We start from the raw sequence: 19,770 nt of genomic DNA on the forward strand, positions 1-19,770 counted from the left end.
ATGACTTTAACTGACTCTGAAATTGAATATATTGAGGGAATCCTTGGTAGACAAATGAATGAATTAGAAGAAGGAATGTTGGATGTAATGTTTTCAGAACATTGCTCTTACAAAAGTAGTAGACCAATATTAGGCACATTCCCCACCGAAGGAGAAAATATTATTTTAGGTCCAGGTGATGATGCAGGCCTTGTTAGTGTAACGGATAAATATGCTCTTGCTGTTGGTATGGAGTCACATAATCACCCATCAGCTATTGAACCTTATGGTGGAGCTGGAACTGGTATTGGTGGAATTTTAAGAGATATAATCTCTATGGGGGCAATGCCTATTGCTCTTTTAGATTCCCTTCGATTTGGACCAATGGAAGATGAAAAATCAAGATATTTATTTGAGCATGTTGTAAAAGGAATTTCTGATTATGGAAATAGGGTAGGAGTTCCAACAGTAGCTGGGGAGATTGAATTTGATGAATCATTCAGAGCAAATCCATTGGTAAATGTAATGTGTGTAGGGATAGTTGAAAAAGATAAAATAGTTCGTGGACAAGCTCCTAATATTGGAGACGTATTCCTTTTGATGGGAGGGGCTACTGGCCGTGATGGTATTCATGGAGTTACATTTGCATCAGAAGAATTAACATCAGATTCTGAAACAGAAGATAGGCCTGCAGTACAAGTAGCTGACCCATTTACCAAAAAAAGAGTTTTAGAAGCATCATTAGAAATATTAGAAAAAATTGATGTTAGTGGTGTTAAAGACTTGGGTGGGGGAGGTCTTACATGTTGTATTTCAGAACTTGTAAATGAATCTAATAATGCAGCGTTTGTAGATTTACGTTCTATCCCGCTTAGAGAAACAGGAATGACTCCTTATGAAATCATGCTATCGGAGTCTCAAGAAAGAATGGTTTTTGTAATAAATCCTAAAGATGTTAAATTAGCTAAAGAAATCTGTGATAAGCATGAAATCATATCTTCAGTAATTGGAGATGTTAAAGAGGGTAATAATATGATTATTTCAGATGAAGGGGTCGAAATAGCCAACCTGCCAACAATTTTACTTGCGGATCCCCCATCACTTAATCGTGAACTTTGTGAAATTCCAGAAGACACATCAAAAGTAATTGTTGAACATCCTCCAATTAAAGAATCATTACTTAAAGTATTATCTAGTCCTAATATTGCATCAAAAGAATGGATTTACAAGCAATATGATCATGAAGTTCAAGTAAGAACAGTTGTAAAACCAGGTGATGATGCAGCTGTTTTAAGAATTGATGATACAACAGCTATTGCACTTACTACAGATTCAAATACAATTCATACTAAACTATCACCATTTGATGGGGCTGCCGGTTGTGTTGCAGAATCTATACGAAATGTAATTTCAATGGGAGCAACTCCATATGCTGTTGTGGACTGTTTAAATTTTGGAAATCCAGAAACTCCTGAAATTTTATGGCAATTTAAAAGAGCTATTGAAGGAATGAGTTTGGTAGCTGAGAAATTCCAAGCTCCGGTAATTAGTGGAAATGTAAGTTTTTATAATGAAACAGAAGGAATTAAAATCAATCCTACTCCTGCTGTTGGGGTTATTGGTGTTGAAAATATTGAAAATATAAGAACAATGGACTTTAAAAATGAAGGAGATAAAATATTATTAATTGGTAAAACTTATGATGAACTTACAGGTTCAGAATATCATAGATGTATACATGGTATTGAAAAAGGAACTGCTCCAAGAATAAGAATTGATAATGAGCTAGCTAATGGTAAATGCATATTAAAATTAGTAGATGAAGATAAAAATAAGAATATTACGGCTATTCATGATGTATCTGCTGGAGGATTAGCTATTGCACTTTCTGAAATGGTTATTTCATCAAAATTAGGTTGTGAAATTAATTTGGACAGTGATGAACTTGATTTAAATCAATTACTTTACTCTGAAAGTCATGGACGTTATATTTTAACAGTTAAATCAGATGCTTTAGATGATATTTTATCTAAAATTGATGTTGATGTTGATGTTATTGGGGAAGTTAAAGGTAATAACTTAAAAATTAATGATAATGAATTTAGCTTTGAAGAATTAGATGATTCTTACCATGGTGTAATTGAAAAGTACATGGCTTAATCTTTGTGGTGTTTTGATGTTTTTATCTAAATTAGATTCTATTAGCAATGCTTTGAAATTAATTAGTGATAATCAAAAATTAACAGAAGTTGAAGAGATTCCAATTGTTGAAGCTCATAAAAGGGTTTTAGCTGAGGATATAATTTCATTTCATGATTCTCCTCCATTTGATAAGTCTGCAATGGATGGTTTTGCAGTTATTGCTAAAGATACATTTGGAGCTTCCCAATCTAATCCTAAAACTTTAAAAATTATTGATTCTATTGGGGCCGGCGATTTTTCAGATAAATCTTTAACTAATGAGAAAGCCATTCTAATTGCTACAGGTGCACCTATTCCTAAAGGGGCTAATGCAGTTTTAATGAAAGAATTCACAACAAAAAATAGGGATGAATTAACAATTTATTCTCAAGTAACTCCTGGTGAAAATGTAAGTCCTAAATCCGAAGATATTAAGAAGGGGGAAAAAATCCTTTCTAAAAACACTTTTATTAGATATCAAGAAATGGGTTTAATTGCATCAGCAGGATATGATAGTGTGGTTGTTTTTAAAAAACCTAAAGTTAAACTAATTGTTACTGGAAATGAACTTGTTGACCCAACTAAAGAAGAAATTGACAAAGCTAAAATTATAAATTCTAATAAATATACTATAAAAGCCATGGCTGAAGATTCGGGAGCTATTATTCAAACTACTTATGTTGGAGATTCATTTAAAGAAGTTAAAGAAGCTATTTTAGATGCCTCTAATGACTATGATGTTATAATAACTACTGGAGGAACAGCTATTAGTGAAGGGGATGTTGTTTTAGATGTTGTTGATGATATAGGCGAAATTTTATTTCATGGAGTTTCAATTAGACCAGGCAAACCAATTGGTGCTGGAATTGTAAATGAAAAAATGATTTTTACATTTTCTGGTCAACCGGTTGCTGCAATGTCTCAATTTGATATATTTGCTCGTAAATATTTATTTGAAATGCAAGGAAGGCATTTTGATTTTCATATTACTAAAAGACAATCTCAACTTAAAATTCCTTCATCACTAGGAAGAACTGATTTTGTTCGTGCAGTGTCTGATGATAATTATGCAAAGCATGTATTAAATAGGGGTTCTGGTATAATTCGTTCAATGGTAGAGGCCAATAGCTACATCATAATAGATGAAAATGATGAAGGATATCAGAAGGGTGATATAGTTGATGTTATCTTTTTTGATTCGTTACTTTGGTAGTTGAAGGTGTATTTTAATGAACGGTATTTACTATTATTTGGTGGTCTTCTTCATAATCTGGATATTGTCGTTATCATTAAAAAATAAATTAACAAATCATGGTTTTGAAATTGAGTTTCCAGTCATAATGTGGAAGACAAAGAAACTTAGAGGACTAATATCTAAAATTTCAAATATTTCTCCAAAATTTTGGAAGTGGTATATGAATATTGGAATAATAATATCTTTTATAGCTATGCTTGTTATTACATGGTTATTAATTTCAGCAATTCCAACGGCTTTTGAAACTCCATCCGTTTCTTTAATTATTCCTGGTGTGGAGATTCCTGGTTCTACAATTTTTATACCTTTTGTTTCAGGAATTATAGCATTAGCTACATGTTTAATTGTACATGAGTTTTCTCATGGGGTTATTTCTATTAGTGAAAAAATTTCTATTAAATCAATTGGACTTTTATTGTTTGCTATTATTCCAGGAGCTTTTGTAGAACCAGATGAAGATGAATTAAAAAAATCAAGTAAGCTTTCACAGCTTAGAGTTTATGCAGCAGGATCAATAGCGAATATTACATTAGCTTTAGTTGCAATTTTAATATTATCAATGGCATCTGGAGCTATTCCTCATTATTTCGATGAAAATGGTATTGAAATAAGTCGTGTTCTTGAGGATTCACCAGCAAGTGGGGTGCTTAAAGAAGGAATGGTTATAAAATCATTAGATAATAAAAGCATAGTCGACTCTAAAAGTTATGTTGATGCAATTAACCAACTCAAACCAAATGACACGTTGTCGATTGTAACAAATCAAGGTGAATTTAATTTAACTCTTGATAAAAATCCCAATAATGAATCTTTAGGATATATTGGTATTCAGTCTAATTATAATTATAAATTAGTAGATAATAGCTTAGGTCCTCTTCCATGGATTTTATTTTCAATAGTTGATTTATTCAATTGGATTTTTATATTAAATTTAGGTATAGGTTTATTTAATTTACTTCCAATTAAACCATTGGATGGTGGAAAAATGCTTGAGATTTTACTCAGCTATAAACTTGATAAAAAACAATATAAACCAATTGTTAATTCTCTTTCCATGGTTTTAGCCATGGTAATTATTTTTAGCCTGATTGCAGGTTTTATTTAAAAAAATTATGAAAGAATATTAAATTCTTTCAATATTTTGTTTTTAGAAGTATCTTTTTAAAATTCCTTCTAATATTTTATAATGGCGACCTTCGTCCCTAGAACTATCTCTGAAGAAATCAGCAGCTACTTCAATATTTTCTTCTGCAGCAATTTCAGAAGCTTCTCTTTTTTCAGCATTTGCCATTTTTTCTCCACCCATCATCCATTCGATGTTTTCTTTAAGAGTGTCTTTGATAATTCCATTCATTTCACAGAATCTAGCAGCATGTTCAGCTTCTTCCCATGCTAATCTTTTAAATACTTCAGCTAATTCCCCATAACCTTCTCTAGAAGCTTGTCTAGACATAGCTAAGTAAATTCCTACTTCTTGGGTTTCACCCATAAAGTTATTTTGAACTTCTTTTTCTACTTTTGTTCCTTTGGTTATACCAATTTTATGTTCATGTTCAATTGCCATTTATGAACCTCCATTAAAATATTTTAATTCATATTATTTATAATTCTTTACATGCATTAGCTAATGTTCTACCTAATTCAAAGCTTGCATTTTCTTCTTCTGCAGTTGGTACAAAGTAAATTTCTTGAGATTCAACAACTTCAAATCCACAATTGTTTAATTCATCTGCAAGTTTAAAAGGAGATCCTCCTCTTCCACCCATCGAACCAAATGTAACTGCCTTTCTTTTGATTCCAGTTCTGTTGAATAAAAGACCTTTTAAGTAATACATAATGTCCCCCATACTTGGATAGGGTACATCATTAATTGTTGGGTCTCCAATAGCTATTCCTTTACTAGTTAATATACTTTTTACAATTTCACTTCTTTCATCTTCATGTAAGTAGAAGATTTCTACGTCGTATCCTTCTGCAATTGCACCTTCTGCAATTTCATGTGCCATTTGTTGGGTAGAGTAGTGCATTGTATCATAAATAATAGTAATTTTATCTTCACATACACCAGTTGCCCAGTTTTGGTATGCACCAATGATTTTCATTGGATCAGTCCAGATTTGACCGTGAGATGGTGCAATCATTTTAATTTGATCTAATAAACCTAATTCAACCACTTCATTTAATTTTTTAAGTACTAATTTTGAAAGTGGTGTAATTAAGTTTGCATAGAATTTTTGTGCTGCATCCATTAAAACATATTCTGGGACTTCATTATCAAATCTTTTAGTGTAACATAAGTGTTGACCAAACGCATCGTTAGGGAATAAAATTCCAGTTTCATCAGCAAGCAATGTAAACATACTGTCAGGCCAATGTAATAAAAATGCATCTAAGAACGCTAAAGTTCTTCCACCAACATTTAAACTGTCACCAGTTCCTACAGTAATAAATTCAGCTCCTTCTAATGCAGGGTAATGTTTTAAAAGACCTTTTACTGCAATTTCACTACAATAAATAGGAGCTTCAGGGAATTTCCTATGTAAATCTACTAAAACACCAGAGTGGTCTTTTTCTACATGATTTTGAATAATGTAGTCAACTTTTACTTCTCTTCCTTCTTGTGCGAATGCGTCTTCCACACGTGCCATAATCTCTTTTGTTTTACCTGGATATGCATTGTCGATGATAGCCACTTCATCTTCACCAAATACAATATATGCATTATAAGTTGTTCCATCTAAGGTATATCCATGGTAACTTCTTATATCCCAATCGAGTACACCAATCCAGTATACTCCATCAGCAATTTTTATCGCGTTTGCCTTCATAGTTTTCACACCTTTCATTTTAATTCATACGAATTATTTGGTTAAATATACTTTATTTTATGTCTATATATAATTATCTTTTAAACGAACCGTTCGTTTTTATTTTGAATTATTATTAATTTAAACAATTTTTTTTATATTATCTAACCTTTTTATTAATTGTTCATTTATTTTTTGGTTAGATATATTTATAAATGTAAAGGATATAAATATATTATAAATATATTGTAGGGAGTTATTAATATGAGTGAACAGAAACCAATACAAATTTTTTCCAATCCCAATGAAAACATTGGGGTCAATGTTATTAAAAGTCCTGTCAAACTCACTATTTTAGAAATGCTTAGAAATAATGCAATGGAATTTGACGAAATTGTTAATAATGTAGGTAAATCCAAATCAACAGTTTCAGTCCATTTAAAAAGTTTAAGAGAAGATGGGATAATTTCATATAAAGTTCACCCTGTTGATAATAGAAAGAAAATTTTTTATTTAAATTCCAAATATCTTGGTTCTGTTGATTTAAAAGAAAAAAAAGAATTAGATGAGGTTAAACCTGATTATATAATTCAAAATTTAATTGATAACAGTGAAGATTTTTCAATATTATTGTTTCATACAATAAAATCAATGCTTATACAGGAAGGAATTAATATTGATCCAATTATGCAATCTGCAGGTAACAGTATAGGTAAATCTATATTTCGAAAACTTTATAATGATGATTTAGATGTATTTTTAAGTAATGTTTCTAAATATTGGGAAGATAATAAATTAGGTAAACTTTCTTTTGATATTGGTCAAATAATTAAAGTTACTAATTATGATTGTTTTGAGTGTAAATTACTTCCTAAAACTGGAAAACCAGCTTGTTTTTTAGATGTTGGTATTTTTGAATCATTATTCACTGAATTTTTCCAATTACCTGTAAGTGTAATTGAAATTCAATGTTATACAATGGGTGATAACAAATGTGTTTTTGAGGTGGAACCTCTTAACACAGCTATTTAATTATTCATCTTCAAAATTGATAATGGTAGTTGTTAAATAAGGTTTTTCATGAGAAAATCCTTCAATTATTTTTTCATTTTCTCTAGTACAATTCTGAACAGAGTATATTTCTTTATGTCTATCCTTATTTTTAATAATAGATTCTAATTCAGAGGTATTTCTTGAAGCTTTCATTAATACTACTGAATCACTATATTCTAATATTTTTTCTAATCTATCATCTATTTTAGGAACGATAGTTAAAATATCATTTTTTTCAACAAGAGGCTTGTTTTTAGTAGCTGCACAAGCAGTAAATGAAGTTATTCCAGGTATTGTTTCTATTTCATATCTTTCAATTAATTTTTTCTGAACATAAGCGTAGGTACTAAATACTGATGAATCTCCAAGTGTAATGAATGCTACATCTCTTCCACTATCTAGGTATTGGGCTATCATTTCTGCAGCACTATTCCAACACCTTTCAAGTTCTTTTAAATCTTCAATCATTGGAAATATTGGTTCTACAACCATTAATCTTTTATAATCGCTTCTTTCTTCAATAATAGGTTTAACAATTGACAAAGCAATGCTCTCTTTTTCTTTAGCGGATTTTGGTGAAAAGATTACTGGAACAGTTTTTAATACTCTTGCAGCTTTTAAGGTCAATAATTCAGTATCACCGGGGCCAACGCCAATTCCTATTAATTTTCCTGTCTCTGCCATAGAATCACTTTTAAAATTTGATTATTATTTTTCAAATGCACTTTCTATAATTTATTTATAGTTTTAATAACTAATATAATTTTAATGTCAAATCCTATTTTTTGTCCAAAATGTGGTATGCTTAAAAGTAATTGTACATGTAATTCAACTAGTGAAAATAAAAATAATAAATCAACTGATTTATTTAGTTTTAGTAGTAAAGTTATTTCATCTTCAATTTTAGACGATGAAATTCAAGATGTATACTCTGTTGATGAGCATAAACTTGATGAAGGTACAATAGCATATTTAAAAGAATTATATCCTAATATTGATGAAGAGATTGTTGAAAATTTTCCCTTTGAGGAGCCTCGTTTTGGTCAACTAGATATTATTCAGGATATTAATGATGCAATTAAAGAAGGTTATAAATATATTATTCTTGAAGCAGGTACTGGAACAGGTAAATCAGCTATTGCAACTACTCTTGCTAAAATGTATGAATCTGCTTATATTTTAACAATGACTAAACAACTTCAAAGTCAATATGCTAATGAATTTGAGTTTCCATTAGTTAAAGGTAGGAATAATTTCGCATGTTTACTCGATAATTTAGATTCTACTTGTGATATGGGAAAATGTAAAACTGCTCCTGCTTCAAGTGACTTTTTTTGCCAATATGGAATTGGTAAAAACCCATCACTTGATTCTGAATTAGCTTTTGAAGATTCATTTGGTGGAACAGTATTTTATCAATCCCCAAATCATTGTCATTATTGGAATCAAAAAGCTAATGCAATTAACTCTCCAATTACTTTAATGAATTATGATTATGGAATTTTAGAGCTTAATTATGTTAAACATTTTGGTACTCGTTCTCTTTTAATTTTAGATGAGGCTCATAATATTGAGAATAAGTTAATGAATACAATGGAAGTTACATTGTATAATAGGACTCTTGAGCGAGATATTAGTAAGCAGATTTCTAAAGAAACATTAAAAGATGGTGAACTTGAAGATTGGATAATGGAAGTTGAAGCTATTAAAGAAGCATATGAAGATATTGATATTTCAAATATTACTAAAAATAATGCAGATAGGATTAAATCTACTATAGCTCGTTTAAAAACACTTAATAATAATCTTGAAAAGGAACCTAAAAATTGGGTTATTGATTCAGATGAATATGGTGTTTCTTTTAAACCATTAAAAGTCCATCAATACGCTAAAAATAATCTTTTAAAATATGGGGATGTTGTTATATTCATGAGTGCAACGATTCTTTCTCATAAAATGTTTTCAAAATGGTTAGGATTAAATCCTAATGAAGTTTATCATATTAAAATTGATAGTCCATTTTCAAAAGAAAAAAGACCAATTATTCTTAATTTAGTAGGTAAGATGTCTAAAAGTCGAATCAAAGGTTCTGCACCCAAAACAATCCCTATTCTACAAGAAATTTTAGAAAAACATAAGGATGATAAAGGTTTAATTCACACCCATAGTTATAAATGTCAACAATATATTAATAGAAATTTAGCTAATTCTCGTTTAATTTCTCATAATGCAGGGAATAGAGAACAAATATTAGATTATTTTGAAAAAGATGAAAACCCATTAGTTTTAGTTTCACCTTCTATGAGTGAAGGGGTTGATTTACCTTATGATAAATGTAGATTTCAAGTAATTTATAAAATACCATTCCCATATCTTGGAGATAAACAAGTTAATATGAGAATGAAAAGAGACAAGAAATGGTATGCTTATAAAACAGTCATGACTTTAATGCAAGCTTATGGTCGTGGAATGCGTGCTGAAGATGATTCTTGTTATACTTATATTTTAGACAGTGATATTAATATGTTATTTAAGAGTCCAATGTATAGATCATTAATGCCTGATTTTTTCAAAGAGGCAGTAGTTAGGTTAAAAAATAGCGGACCTGGAGGGATTTGAACCCTCGATCTCAGGATCCGAAGTCCTGTGTCATTCCTGACTAGACTACAGGTCCAAAAAAATTAAAAAAATCTTTATTCATCAGATTTTTTTTCTTTAGAATCAATTGATATAATAGGAATATCGTCTATTTCTTCAACCCCTGCAAAAATATCATCAATAGATTCATTTTCAGGAACACTTTCTTGATGTTCTTCTTCAATTTCGTCACTAGTGAGACCTTTTTTATTTTTAGGTTTTTCTTTAGCAATAGGAATTTCATCGATATTTTCAGAGATGGGCTCTTTTTTAGAATGAGTATTTTTTTTAAGTTTGCTTTTTAGCTCATCCATATTGAATTCACCGACTTTATATGAATTTTTATCTAAAGGAATTTTGCTTTTTGGGATGGTTTTTTCCTTAGGTTTTGGTGTTTTATTATTGTCTTCTTTATCTTGTTTTTTATCAATGCTTTCAATATTAGTCATCAGCCCATCAATTGGGTTTTTAAAATTAAATACTTTGTATATTCCAAATATTATTAATAATAAACCAATAGTTAGAATTATAACTGTAATAAAATGAGTTTCACCTGAAACAACATTATCAACAATTCTTTCTGTACCCGAATTAAATACAATAACTGATACAACAAGAAATATAATTCCTAAAATTAAACTTACAATACCATATATTGGAGTTTTACCAATTTTAGTATTTAATATGTTATCGAGGTTTTCGCTTAATTCATCACTAAATTTGTCTTCAATTTCTTCATAATTTTCATTTAGTTCTTCACTTGTGTCTTCTTCAACATTTTTTGTTTTAATGATATATTTTTCATCAATTGGATTTTCTTCTTCTAAATTAGTAGCATATTCATCATCTTGACTAGGATAATAGATAAATTCATCATCAATTTTTAAATCATCAAAATCTTTTTCTTCTTCATGATTAAGGAATTTTATTAATTCTTCATCTTCTTCAACAATTCCAGTCCCAATATTATCCTCTGTTTTAGAAGATTCTTCAGTTTCATCCTTCATTGTATTTATCATATCTTTAAGATTTGAAATTCTATGCTCTTTTTCTTTAGAATCTTTCATATGAAGACCTCTTTAATCGTATTCTCTCCATTTATGTTTACATTTTAAACATTGGAAAAAACGTGTTTCAGCTTCATCTGCACTTCTAGTTTGCCTTAATTCGTATGCTGCTTTATTGTAACCACATTTTGGACAAATTTCTTTTGTTGTTGGAAGAAGGTTCATGTCTTCTCCTTTCATAATAACATTGTCGTTCTCTTTTACTTTTGCAGCGACTTCATATTGATCACTGTTAGTTTCGGATAAATCTTTTGAATATCCACAACTACATTCCAACTTATTATCTTTTGGAAGTAGCATAGCTCCACAATTTGGGCAAAATTCCATTTTCATCCCCTCTTTTTTATCACAATTTTTTTTATTACAAAGTAATTTTTATTTTAAATTATTTAAATATATACTATTTATTATAGCTTAGAATTTATTTTTAACATTAATTAAACAATCTTTTATGATTTTTTCATGGTCAAATGCAATATTGACTTTGCTTAGTTCATCTTTGTTAAATATACCAATATCACAAGCATCATCATTAGCTTTTCTATCTTCCAAATTTCCTTTAGCACTATAAACTATGGATATTGTGTGTCCTCGCGGATCCCTATCTGGTTTAGAGTAAATATTGATTAGATTTTCAAGTTTTACATCAATACTTGTTTCTTCTTTAGCTTCACGTATAGCTGCATCTTCTACACATTCTCCATAATCAACAAAACCACCAGGTAGTGCCCAATAATTTTTAAATGGGTCATTTTTTCTCTTTATTAAAATAAAATTAAAATTATTATCAAAAATAAAAATATCTGTTGTTAATGAAGGAATTTTATACTTTCCCATGCAATTCACTTAAAATAAAAAAATAGTTGAAGTTATAGTTCTTCATCAATAAGTTTTTTAAATTCATCACTTTCATTTTTAAGTTGTTCGGCTGCTGCTTTTAAGACTATTCTTGGTCTTTTTCCTCTTTTGGTTTTAATTGTTATTTCAGGTTTACCTGTAAGGGGGTGGTCAATATTATATACAGCATATTCAACATCAGGATTTTCCATTAGAATGTGTCTAAGTGCATTACAAACACCATGACTTTCATCTTTAACAATAAAAGTAAGTTCTAATGTTTTATCTTCTATTATTTCAATATTATCCATGTTATCAACCTTTAATAATTATTAATATAATTTTTAGAAATTTTGCGTTTCTCTTTTTTGTTACATGTATTACATTGAAGTTCACTATCTTTTTGGGTAGTGTGCATGTAATCTCTACAACGGGTACACATTGCTTTTAGCACTCCACAGTAATCATCAGTAGTACTTAAATCAACATTATCTCCAGTTATTTTAACGACTTTAGCTTCTATAATGTCTCCTATTTTAAAAGCATAAGAAAGTTTGTCTAAATAATCTTTTTTTGCTTGGGATATGTGAATAGATCCAATATATGGTAATGCTAAAGGCCTTGAATTATTTTTAATACATTCAATATTAACATTAGCTCTTTGTGGTTTGATATCACTTATTTGGCCATAAACGACATCTCCTTTTTTTAAGAGAGCTGGCTTTGCATCTCCTTCAACAGAAATAACCTTTCTTTTCTGATCAATTTTAACACTACCTAGTACTGAGGATTTAATTTCACCATCGTCATCATAAGTACCGTATCCTGGGAGGTATTGTTCGATTATTCCTAATTTCTCTCCAGGCATCACAATTTCTTCCTCTTTTATACTCATATTAAATTCACCAAAAAAAATTATTTAATATTATAATTATATGCATGTTCATATTTAAAACTATTTATAACGTTCATGGAATAAAATTTCGTCTAATTGGTAGTTTTCCCATTTTCGTTTATTCAATACAATTTCTAATTCTTGTGGGGTTATTAATGGCTTATTATACATTTGTGCATCATCAACAGCTATTCTTGGGCATGCACTAACAACAAAGGCATCTAGTTCTAAATAAGGTAACAGTATATCAGGATTAATATTGTCTATTAATAATATATATGCTTCCATTCCTTCATCTTCTAGTGTTTTTTTAATTTTTTTAGCTAATTTCATTCTATATTGGCCTTCTTTAGAAGATACGATAACACCCCACTTTTTAGCTTTGGATGCTTTAACAATTCTAGCAAAACGTATTCTTAAGACTCTATCAGCATATTCATCCATTTCTCTAATTTCATTGTTATATGGATCAAGTGCTAATACAGGGGTTTTTGTGAATAAATGAATTCCTAACGGATGAAAATTCCCACTACCTATAAATAAAAAGATTTCTACATCTAAATCTTTTATTGAAGAGAAATTACATCCTAATACTTGTCCTTTTCTTGTAGATTTAGAAGATCCAAGTACTACTTCTTTACCATTATCTTCAAGGTAGTCTTTAATCTCGTTTAAAATATGTAAATGTTGGGTTGTTGTGACTAAACCAATTTTATAATAATCTTTTAAATGTTCTAATGATTTTTTAAGGTCTTTTTTAACATCAATATCAGAAAAAGATTCTATAAATAATGTTGGAACTTCGTATTTTAAAGGAAGGGGAGTATGTCCATAATGCACAATTAAATCTACAGAACCTTTCATTTTATAATCACATACATCACAAGCTCCAAAACAGGGATCTCCAGAGATTATAACAGTAGCATCTGTTTGTGCTTCAATTTCTCTAGCTATATTAACAGCTTGCATTTTGAGTCCTTCTGGAAATTGAAGACCTACATTTATAGCTCCTTTAGAATTAATTTTATGGATTACTTTATCTAAATCCATATTATACATTGTCATTTTAATCTTCGATTGTTTTTTCAATAACAACTTTTCCATCAACAACATTTAGTTTAACAACACTAAATATGGGAATGTTGGTTTCTTTTTCAACAATTTTTTTCCCCTCTCCTTTTTCAATCACGACTACGGCAGCTTTAATATCTATATCTAATTCTTTTAGAGCATTTAATGTTGAAATTAATGTTCCACCAGTACTTACCACGTCATCAATAAGTAAAATTTTTTCTCCAGCGTTTAAATCATTAATGTAGAGATTTGATGAACCATATCCTGTCTTTTGATGTATTTCTATTTCATCTTCAAGCCCATATTGTCTTTTACGTATTATTACAAATGGTATGTCTGTAGCAAGGGACAAAGCAGTTGCTAAATGGATTCCCATTGCTTCAATAGCCACAATTTTATCAATATCTAAATTTACATGTTTTATTATAATATCAGTTAGTTCACGTAACATTGAGGGTTTCATGGATGGTATTCCATCACTTATTGGATTAATAAAATAATTATATTCTCCTTTTTTAACAATAGGGGATGTTTCTAATGATTTTCTTACTTCATCTAACATAATCTCACACAAAAATTTTAAAACTTAAATAACTATAAATATAGTCTATATAATTATATATATTTTCTAATGAATTAATTTATAAGTGATAAAATGCTTGGAAATTTAGGGGAAAACCTTACTAATACTATGAAAAAATTAGTGGGAATGACAGTTATTGATAAAAAAACAATAAAAGAGGTTGTAAAAGACATACAACGTGCTTTAATTCAATCTGATGTGAATATTGCTTTAGTTTTAGATTTATCAAAGAAAATTGAAAGTAGGGCTCTTGAAGAAAAACCTCCAAAAGGAATCACTCCAAGAGAACATGTTATTACAATTATCTATGAGGAAATGGTAAATCTTTTAGGAAAAGATGCAACAAATTTAGATATTACTGAAAGACCTTATAAGATTTTATTCTTAGGTTTACAAGGTAGTGGTAAAACAACAACTATTGGTAAATTATGTAGGTTTTTACAAAAAAAAGGATTCAATCCTGCTGTTGTTTGTACAGATACTTGGAGACCAGCAGCTTATGAACAATTAAAGCAACTAATTGAAGATATGGATGTTCCAGTTTATGGAGATCCTAGTAATAAAGATGCTCTTGATTTAGCTAGAAAAGGTTTACGGGAATTTAAAAATAGAAAAGTTGTTATTTTCGATACTGCAGGTAGGCATAAGGAAGAAAAAGACTTAATAGCTGAAATGAATGAATTAAATGATATTATTAATCCAAATGAAGCTATCTTGGTCATTGATGGAACTATTGGTCAACAAGCTGGAGAACAAGCTAAAGCATTTTCACAAGCTACTGATATTGGATCTATTATAATTACAAAGTTGGATGGGTCTGCTAAAGGTGGTGGGGCAATGTCTGCTGTTGCAGAAACTGGTGCTTCTATTAAATTTATAGGTACTGGTGAGCGAATAGATGATTTTGAATTATTCGATCCAGAAAGATTTATTTCAAGATTACTTGGCATGGGAGATATTAAAAGTCTTATTGAAAAGGCAGAAGAAAACATTGATGAGGATATTGCTCAAAAAACCATGAATAATATGATGAGTGGTAAATTTACTCTTTTAGATATGAAAAATCAGTTTGACATGATGAAAAAAATGGGGCCAATGCAACAAGTTTTAAACATGATTCCAGGAATGGGTAATAAAATATCTAAAGAAGCTACAAAAATGACTGAGGATAAAATTGAAAAATATAAGGTCATGATGTCCTCAATGACAGAAACTGAAATGATGGATCCTAAAATCATTAAGCAGTCACGTATTCAAAGAATTGCACGTGGTGCTGGTGTTGAAGAAATCGAAGTTAAAGAGCTTTTAAAATATTATAACAATACTAAAAAGACAATGAAAGGTCTTGGAAGACGTGGTGGTCGTTTAAGTGGTGGAACTATGAATCGTATGATGGGTCAATTTATGAAATGATAGTATGATTGAATTTGCAAAAAAAATTTTAGATGAATGTGAAGGTAAAATCTGCAATCATTGTCTTGGTCGTAAACTTTCAAAAATCGTTGATGGCAATGATAATGTTGATAGAGCATTAAAAATTTCTAAAGAGTTAAATATTAATCAAGAAAACTCTGAATGCGTTATTTGTGGTAATATATTTGATAAAATTGATGATAATTTATTTAGAAAAATTCATGATAAAATTGACTATTTAAACCTAGAATTTGATACTTTTTTAGTTGGGTCTCGAATTGATAGTGAAATTAAAAAGAAGGATGATGAATTATCTAAAAAACTAAACTTAGATGTTGAACCAATAAAAAAAGAATTAAATAGGATCATTGGTCGTGAAATTGAAAATTCCACAGATAAAAATGTTGATTTTGAAAAACAAGACATTGTTATTAATGTTGATTTAAGAAAAGATCTTAATGTAAGGATTCAAATTAATCCATTATTCATTGAAGGAAAGTATAATAAATTTGTTAGAAATATTCCTCAAACTAAATGGCCTTGTGGAGTTTGTAAAGGTAAAGGCTGTGAAGCATGTAACTTTACAGGAAAACAATACTCCGAATCAGTAGAAGAGTTAATTTCTAAGCATATTTTAGAAGCTACAAATGGATATAGTGCAAAATTTCATGGTGCAGGTCGTGAAGATATTGATGTTTTAATGTTAGGTTCAGGTAGACCTTTTGTTCTTGAAATTAAAGAGCCTAAAATTAGAAAAATAGACCTTAATTCATTAGAAAATAAAATTAATAAGATTAATGAGGGTAAAACTTCTTATCATAATCTAAAATTCTGCAAAAGAAATAGAAAAGCCGAGATTAAGGTTTCCTCTCCAGATACATATAAAATATACAATGCATATGTTAAATGTGAAAAAAAATATGATAAAAATAAATTGATTAATTTAAAAGATTTAGATGAAATCCATCAACAAACTCCAATAAGAGTAATGCATAGACGAACAGATAAAAATCGTATTAAACATGTGTTAGATGTTTCAATTGAAGAAATTAACAATAAACAATTTAAAATGACTATTAAAACAGAAGGTGGATTATATATTAAAGAATTAATATCTGGAGATGAAGGTAGAAGTAATCCTAGTGTTTCAGATTTATTAGGCATTAAAGCTAAATGCGAAAAATTAGATGTAATTGAAGTAAGTGAAAAGTGATAATATGGAACTTGAATTTACACATTTAACTGATAGTGGAGTACACATGGTTGAAGTTGGAGATAAACCAGATCAAAAAAGAAGAGCAATAGCTAGCGGAAAAATTTTTTTGGATAAAAATACTATTCAATTAATAGAAAATGAAGATATTAAGAAGGGTAATGTACTAACTACTGCTCAAATTGCAGCGATCCAGGCTGTTAAAAACACTTCATCTATTATTCCTTTATGTCACCCATTAGCTTTAAGTGGAATTGAAGTTGATTTTGAAGTTAAAGATGGAGAAATAATAGTTATTTGTGCAGTAAATACTTTTGGGAAGACTGGAATTGAAATGGAGGCTATTACAGGTGTTAGTGTTGCTTTACTTACAATATGGGATATGGTAAAAGCTGTTGAAAAAGATGAATTTGGTCAATATCCTGACACTAGAATTAGCGATATTAAAGTAATAAAAAAGGAAAAAATCTAAACTTTATATAATATAAAAAAAATAAATGTAAATGATTATTTTTTATCAATTAAAAAGGAGATATTATGGCAAAAAAAGATAATAAAATTTCAATGCCTCAAACTGGTGCAGGTTTAGTTAGGTATTTTGATGAAGAAAGTTTAGGTCCAAAACTTTCCCCTGAACATGTTATAGTTTTAACAATTATTTTAGCTATATTTTGTTTTGTTTTAAGATATTCCATTTAATTTTATTAACTATTAATAAAATACTTACTTTTTTTATTTAGATTATCATGTTAACTAAAAGAATTATTCCTTGTCTAGATTGTGATTTACAGGTTCCTGAAGGTAGAGTTGTTAAAGGCGTGGAATTTAAAGAAATTAAATATGCAGGGAATCCTGTAGATTTAGCTACACGATATTATGAAGAAGGGGCTGATGAAATTGTTGTTTTGGATATTACAGCGTCTCATGAAAGGCGAGCAACAATGAGCGAGGTTATTGATAGATTAACTGAAAATGTTTTCATGCCTATTTGTGTAGGTGGTGGGATAAGAAAAGTTGATGATTATATTAAAATGCTTAGAGCTGGAGCTGATAAGTGTTCTATAAATACAGCAGCCATTAAAAATCCTCAACTTTTAACTGAAGCTTCTAAAGTTGTTGGATCACAAGCAGTTGTAATAGGCATTGATGCTAAAAGAAGATATATTGATAATCCTGATGAAGAGCCTGATAAAAATGTGATTTATACTAATAAAGGATATTGTTGGTTTGATTGCAGTATTTATGGTGGACGTGAGTTTACAGGAATAGATGCAATAGATTGGGCTTTGAAATGTCAAGAATTGGGGGCAGGTGAAATTCTTTTAACTAGTATGGATGGGGATGGAACTCAGGAAGGTTATGATATAGCTTTAAATAAAGCTATTAATGATGCAGTTGATATTCCTGTAATAGCTAGTGGTGGTGTTGGTGAACCAAAAGATATTTTAGAGGTATTTGAAAAAACTGATGTTAGTGCAGCTCTTGCAGCTAGTATATTCCATTTTAACCAATATTCAATTGGTGAAGTTAAAAATTATTTAAAAGAAAATAATGTGCCTGTTCGTTTATGATTATAAAGTCTCCTATTGATTTAGAACTAACTCAAAGTTCTGGTCAAACTTCTCAAGATCCATGGATGAAATTAAATGATTCTTATAATGATGTTGCTTTAGTCGATAATAAACCTGTTTTTTTTAGTGTTTCACAGTCTAATAATTATTTAAGCTTAGAATATAATGGAGATATTTCGAATAAACAAGCTATACTGAAAACAAAAGAAATTTTCGATTTAGATTTTAATTTAGATAAATTTTATAAATATCTAAATAATTATTCAGAACTTGAAAATGTGACTAATTTTTGTAAAGATTTAAGATTATTCATAGCTAAAGATAAATTTGAATGTATTATATCTTCAATTTGTTCTGCTAATAATTCAATAGCTAGATGGACAAAATCTATTAGAGATATTAAAATAAAATGGGGAAAGAAGCACTCATTTCATAATAATAATTTTTATACTTTCCCTACACCATCTATTTTAAGTGAAGTTTATTTAGATGACTTAGGAGAAATGGATTTTTTGGGTATTGAAGAGGACAGTTTCAAGTGTAAAAATAATCTAAAATCTTGTGGTGTAGGTTATAGAGCACCTTACATTAAAAGTGCATCTTTGATGTTTGCACTTGAAATGAACCTTTCGGAAATTTCAAAAATGTCTTACGACGAAGCTTTTGAAACAATACTGAAAGTTCCAGGTGTTGGTCCCAAAGTTGCTGATTGTATTTTACTTTATGGATTTAACTTTAAAAATGCTTTTCCAGCTGACGTTTGGATTAAACGCATTATTTCCTATCTTTATTTTGATGGAAAAGATATTAGTGTTTCAAAGGTTCGAGAATTTGGAATGGATGAATTTGGTGATTATGCAGGTTATGTACAATTATATTTATTCCATTATGCTCGTAAATCTGGTTTAATGAATAAACTTAAAAAATAATTTTCATGGAGAATAGGAATTTAAAATTAGAAATATTGTATTATTTATTGCAACATTAACTTCATTTTTTACAGTATTTTTATCATCATTATTAATAATAGCTACTTCAAATTTAGCAACAGAGTTTAAATGAATAATATTGCTGGAATTATAGTTTTTCTCGAAAAGTTTATACCATATAAATTACAAATTAATATTCATGGTAAAAAATAGCAAAAAAATTGAAGGACATCTTGAATTGGATGAAATTAAAGAGGTTATGAAAGAATATAAAGA

General features: G+C 29.3%; 21 protein-coding genes and 1 tRNA gene. 11 read left to right on the forward strand and 11 right to left on the reverse strand.

What is annotated here, in order from left to right:
* From purL to MBORA_RS01965, 3 genes are all read left to right on the forward strand, one after another.
* Window positions 1-2,139 (forward strand): phosphoribosylformylglycinamidine synthase subunit PurL, encoded by a 2,139-nt coding sequence (gene purL / locus MBORA_RS01955; RefSeq protein ID WP_042693723.1) that lies wholly within the window; start codon window positions 1-3, stop codon window positions 2,137-2,139.
* A gap of 16 nt (window positions 2,140-2,155) precedes the next feature.
* Window positions 2,156-3,373, forward strand: coding sequence for a molybdopterin molybdotransferase MoeA (locus MBORA_RS01960; protein WP_042693721.1), 1,218 nt, complete (start codon window positions 2,156-2,158; stop codon window positions 3,371-3,373).
* Between the two features lie 202 nt (window positions 3,374-3,575).
* Window positions 3,576-4,520, forward strand: a complete 945-nt coding sequence (locus MBORA_RS01965; protein ID WP_231475890.1) for a site-2 protease family protein — start codon at window positions 3,576-3,578, stop codon at window positions 4,518-4,520.
* 42 nt (window positions 4,521-4,562) lie between these two features.
* On the opposite strand, the gene MBORA_RS01970 is transcribed toward MBORA_RS01965, so the two are convergent.
* On the reverse strand, window positions 4,563-4,979 hold the full coding sequence (locus tag MBORA_RS01970) for a ferritin-like domain-containing protein (RefSeq protein WP_042693718.1): 417 nt from the start codon (window positions 4,977-4,979) through the stop codon (window positions 4,563-4,565).
* Window positions 4,980-5,016: 37 nt separating this feature from the next.
* Window positions 5,017-6,243, reverse strand: coding sequence for an FprA family A-type flavoprotein (locus MBORA_RS01975; protein ID WP_042693716.1), 1,227 nt, complete (start codon window positions 6,241-6,243; stop codon window positions 5,017-5,019).
* A 243-nt stretch (window positions 6,244-6,486) separates the two neighbouring features.
* On the opposite strand from MBORA_RS01975, the gene MBORA_RS01980 reads away from it, so the two are divergent.
* Complete coding sequence (locus tag MBORA_RS01980) at window positions 6,487-7,254, forward strand: V4R domain-containing protein (protein ID WP_063720159.1); 768 nt, start codon at window positions 6,487-6,489, stop codon at window positions 7,252-7,254.
* Here MBORA_RS01980 and cobI read toward each other — a convergent pair whose 3' ends face one another.
* Window positions 7,255-7,959 carry a precorrin-2 C(20)-methyltransferase gene (cobI, locus tag MBORA_RS01985; protein WP_042693714.1) on the reverse strand — a complete coding sequence of 235 codons (705 nt, stop codon included), beginning with the start codon at window positions 7,957-7,959 and terminating at the stop codon, window positions 7,255-7,257.
* Between the two features lie 84 nt (window positions 7,960-8,043).
* Here cobI and MBORA_RS01990 point away from each other — a divergent pair, with 84 nt between their 5' ends.
* Entirely contained in the window at window positions 8,044-9,894 is a 1,851-nt protein-coding gene (locus MBORA_RS01990; RefSeq protein ID WP_052331827.1) for a helicase C-terminal domain-containing protein, read from the forward strand.
* Here MBORA_RS01990 and MBORA_RS01995 read toward each other — a convergent pair.
* The 8 genes from MBORA_RS01995 to hpt all read right to left on the reverse strand — a co-directional run bounded on the left by MBORA_RS01995 (window position 9,876) and on the right by hpt (window position 14,347).
* Window positions 9,876-9,949: transfer RNA gene (locus MBORA_RS01995), tRNA-Arg, on the reverse strand. The genes MBORA_RS01990 and MBORA_RS01995 overlap by 19 nt on opposite strands.
* 19 nt (window positions 9,950-9,968) lie before the next feature.
* Window positions 9,969-10,979 (reverse strand): ABC transporter permease family protein, encoded by a 1,011-nt coding sequence (locus MBORA_RS10480; RefSeq protein ID WP_063720160.1) that lies wholly within the window; start codon window positions 10,977-10,979, stop codon window positions 9,969-9,971.
* Between the two features lie 12 nt (window positions 10,980-10,991).
* Window positions 10,992-11,306, reverse strand: coding sequence for a transcription factor S (locus MBORA_RS02005; protein WP_042693712.1), 315 nt, complete (start codon window positions 11,304-11,306; stop codon window positions 10,992-10,994).
* Between the two features lie 87 nt (window positions 11,307-11,393).
* Entirely contained in the window at window positions 11,394-11,816 is a 423-nt protein-coding gene (locus MBORA_RS02010; protein ID WP_042693710.1) for an NUDIX domain-containing protein, read from the reverse strand.
* Window positions 11,817-11,848: 32 nt separating this feature from the next.
* On the reverse strand, window positions 11,849-12,127 hold the full coding sequence (locus MBORA_RS02015; protein ID WP_042693709.1) for a DNA-directed RNA polymerase subunit L: 279 nt from the start codon (window positions 12,125-12,127) through the stop codon (window positions 11,849-11,851).
* Between the two features lie 11 nt (window positions 12,128-12,138).
* Window positions 12,139-12,711 (reverse strand): exosome complex RNA-binding protein Csl4, encoded by a 573-nt coding sequence (locus MBORA_RS02020; protein WP_042693708.1) that lies wholly within the window; start codon window positions 12,709-12,711, stop codon window positions 12,139-12,141.
* A gap of 60 nt (window positions 12,712-12,771) precedes the next feature.
* On the reverse strand, window positions 12,772-13,776 hold the full coding sequence (gene dph2, locus MBORA_RS02025) for a diphthamide biosynthesis enzyme Dph2 (protein ID WP_063720161.1): 1,005 nt from the start codon (window positions 13,774-13,776) through the stop codon (window positions 12,772-12,774).
* A gap of 1 nt (window position 13,777) precedes the next feature.
* The gene (gene hpt, locus MBORA_RS02030) at window positions 13,778-14,347 is read right to left on the reverse strand and encodes a hypoxanthine/guanine phosphoribosyltransferase (RefSeq protein ID WP_042693706.1); all 570 of its coding nucleotides are present in this window, start codon (window positions 14,345-14,347) and stop codon (window positions 13,778-13,780) included.
* Between the two features lie 93 nt (window positions 14,348-14,440).
* On the opposite strand from hpt, the gene MBORA_RS02035 reads away from it, so the two are divergent.
* The 6 genes from MBORA_RS02035 to MBORA_RS02060 all read left to right on the forward strand — a co-directional run bounded on the left by MBORA_RS02035 (window position 14,441) and on the right by MBORA_RS02060 (window position 19,494).
* A complete protein-coding gene (locus MBORA_RS02035) occupies window positions 14,441-15,781 on the forward strand; it encodes a signal recognition particle protein Srp54 (protein WP_063720162.1) in 1,341 nt (446 codons plus the stop codon).
* Window positions 15,782-15,785: 4 nt separating this feature from the next.
* Window positions 15,786-16,994 carry a tRNA pseudouridine(54/55) synthase Pus10 gene (locus tag MBORA_RS02040; protein WP_042693704.1) on the forward strand — a complete coding sequence of 403 codons (1,209 nt, stop codon included), beginning with the start codon at window positions 15,786-15,788 and terminating at the stop codon, window positions 16,992-16,994.
* A gap of 4 nt (window positions 16,995-16,998) precedes the next feature.
* Window positions 16,999-17,466, forward strand: coding sequence for a cyclic pyranopterin monophosphate synthase MoaC (gene moaC, locus MBORA_RS02045; protein WP_063720163.1), 468 nt, complete (start codon window positions 16,999-17,001; stop codon window positions 17,464-17,466).
* A 65-nt stretch (window positions 17,467-17,531) separates the two neighbouring features.
* Window positions 17,532-17,693 (forward strand): preprotein translocase subunit Sec61beta, encoded by a 162-nt coding sequence (locus MBORA_RS02050; RefSeq protein WP_042693702.1) that lies wholly within the window; start codon window positions 17,532-17,534, stop codon window positions 17,691-17,693.
* 47 nt (window positions 17,694-17,740) lie between these two features.
* Window positions 17,741-18,565: an imidazole glycerol phosphate synthase subunit HisF gene (gene hisF, locus MBORA_RS02055; protein WP_042693700.1), complete on the forward strand. Its 825-nt coding sequence runs from the start codon at window positions 17,741-17,743 to the stop codon at window positions 18,563-18,565.
* Window positions 18,562-19,494: a DNA glycosylase gene (locus tag MBORA_RS02060; RefSeq protein WP_063720164.1), complete on the forward strand. Its 933-nt coding sequence runs from the start codon at window positions 18,562-18,564 to the stop codon at window positions 19,492-19,494. The genes hisF and MBORA_RS02060 overlap by 4 nt, the downstream gene beginning before the upstream one ends.
* Window positions 19,495-19,770 lie beyond the last annotated feature (276 nt).

It is taken from the genome of Methanobrevibacter oralis, assembly GCF_001639275.1.
Taxonomy (GTDB): domain Archaea; phylum Methanobacteriota; class Methanobacteria; order Methanobacteriales; family Methanobacteriaceae; genus Methanocatella; species Methanocatella oralis.

Coding starts and splice junctions, on each gene's coding strand:
- purL (WP_042693723.1), top strand. CDS start 1: ATGACTTTAACTGACTCTGAAATTGAATATATTGAGGGAATCCTTGGT.
- MBORA_RS01960 (WP_042693721.1), top strand. CDS start 2,156: ATGTTTTTATCTAAATTAGATTCTATTAGCAATGCTTTGAAATTAATT.
- MBORA_RS01965 (WP_231475890.1), top strand. CDS start 3,576: ATGAATATTGGAATAATAATATCTTTTATAGCTATGCTTGTTATTACA.
- MBORA_RS01970 (WP_042693718.1), bottom strand. CDS start 4,979: ATGGCAATTGAACATGAACATAAAATTGGTATAACCAAAGGAACAAAA.
- MBORA_RS01975 (WP_042693716.1), bottom strand. CDS start 6,243: ATGAAGGCAAACGCGATAAAAATTGCTGATGGAGTATACTGGATTGGT.
- MBORA_RS01980 (WP_063720159.1), top strand. CDS start 6,487: ATGAGTGAACAGAAACCAATACAAATTTTTTCCAATCCCAATGAAAAC.
- cobI (WP_042693714.1), bottom strand. CDS start 7,959: ATGGCAGAGACAGGAAAATTAATAGGAATTGGCGTTGGCCCCGGTGAT.
- MBORA_RS01990 (WP_052331827.1), top strand. CDS start 8,044: ATGTCAAATCCTATTTTTTGTCCAAAATGTGGTATGCTTAAAAGTAAT.
- MBORA_RS10480 (WP_063720160.1), bottom strand. CDS start 10,979: ATGAAAGATTCTAAAGAAAAAGAGCATAGAATTTCAAATCTTAAAGAT.
- MBORA_RS02005 (WP_042693712.1), bottom strand. CDS start 11,306: ATGGAATTTTGCCCAAATTGTGGAGCTATGCTACTTCCAAAAGATAAT.
- MBORA_RS02010 (WP_042693710.1), bottom strand. CDS start 11,816: ATGGGAAAGTATAAAATTCCTTCATTAACAACAGATATTTTTATTTTT.
- MBORA_RS02015 (WP_042693709.1), bottom strand. CDS start 12,127: ATGGATAATATTGAAATAATAGAAGATAAAACATTAGAACTTACTTTT.
- MBORA_RS02020 (WP_042693708.1), bottom strand. CDS start 12,711: ATGAGTATAAAAGAGGAAGAAATTGTGATGCCTGGAGAGAAATTAGGA.
- dph2 (WP_063720161.1), bottom strand. CDS start 13,776: ATGACAATGTATAATATGGATTTAGATAAAGTAATCCATAAAATTAAT.
- hpt (WP_042693706.1), bottom strand. CDS start 14,347: ATGTTAGATGAAGTAAGAAAATCATTAGAAACATCCCCTATTGTTAAA.
- MBORA_RS02035 (WP_063720162.1), top strand. CDS start 14,441: ATGCTTGGAAATTTAGGGGAAAACCTTACTAATACTATGAAAAAATTA.
- MBORA_RS02040 (WP_042693704.1), top strand. CDS start 15,786: ATGATTGAATTTGCAAAAAAAATTTTAGATGAATGTGAAGGTAAAATC.
- moaC (WP_063720163.1), top strand. CDS start 16,999: ATGGAACTTGAATTTACACATTTAACTGATAGTGGAGTACACATGGTT.
- MBORA_RS02050 (WP_042693702.1), top strand. CDS start 17,532: ATGGCAAAAAAAGATAATAAAATTTCAATGCCTCAAACTGGTGCAGGT.
- hisF (WP_042693700.1), top strand. CDS start 17,741: ATGTTAACTAAAAGAATTATTCCTTGTCTAGATTGTGATTTACAGGTT.
- MBORA_RS02060 (WP_063720164.1), top strand. CDS start 18,562: ATGATTATAAAGTCTCCTATTGATTTAGAACTAACTCAAAGTTCTGGT.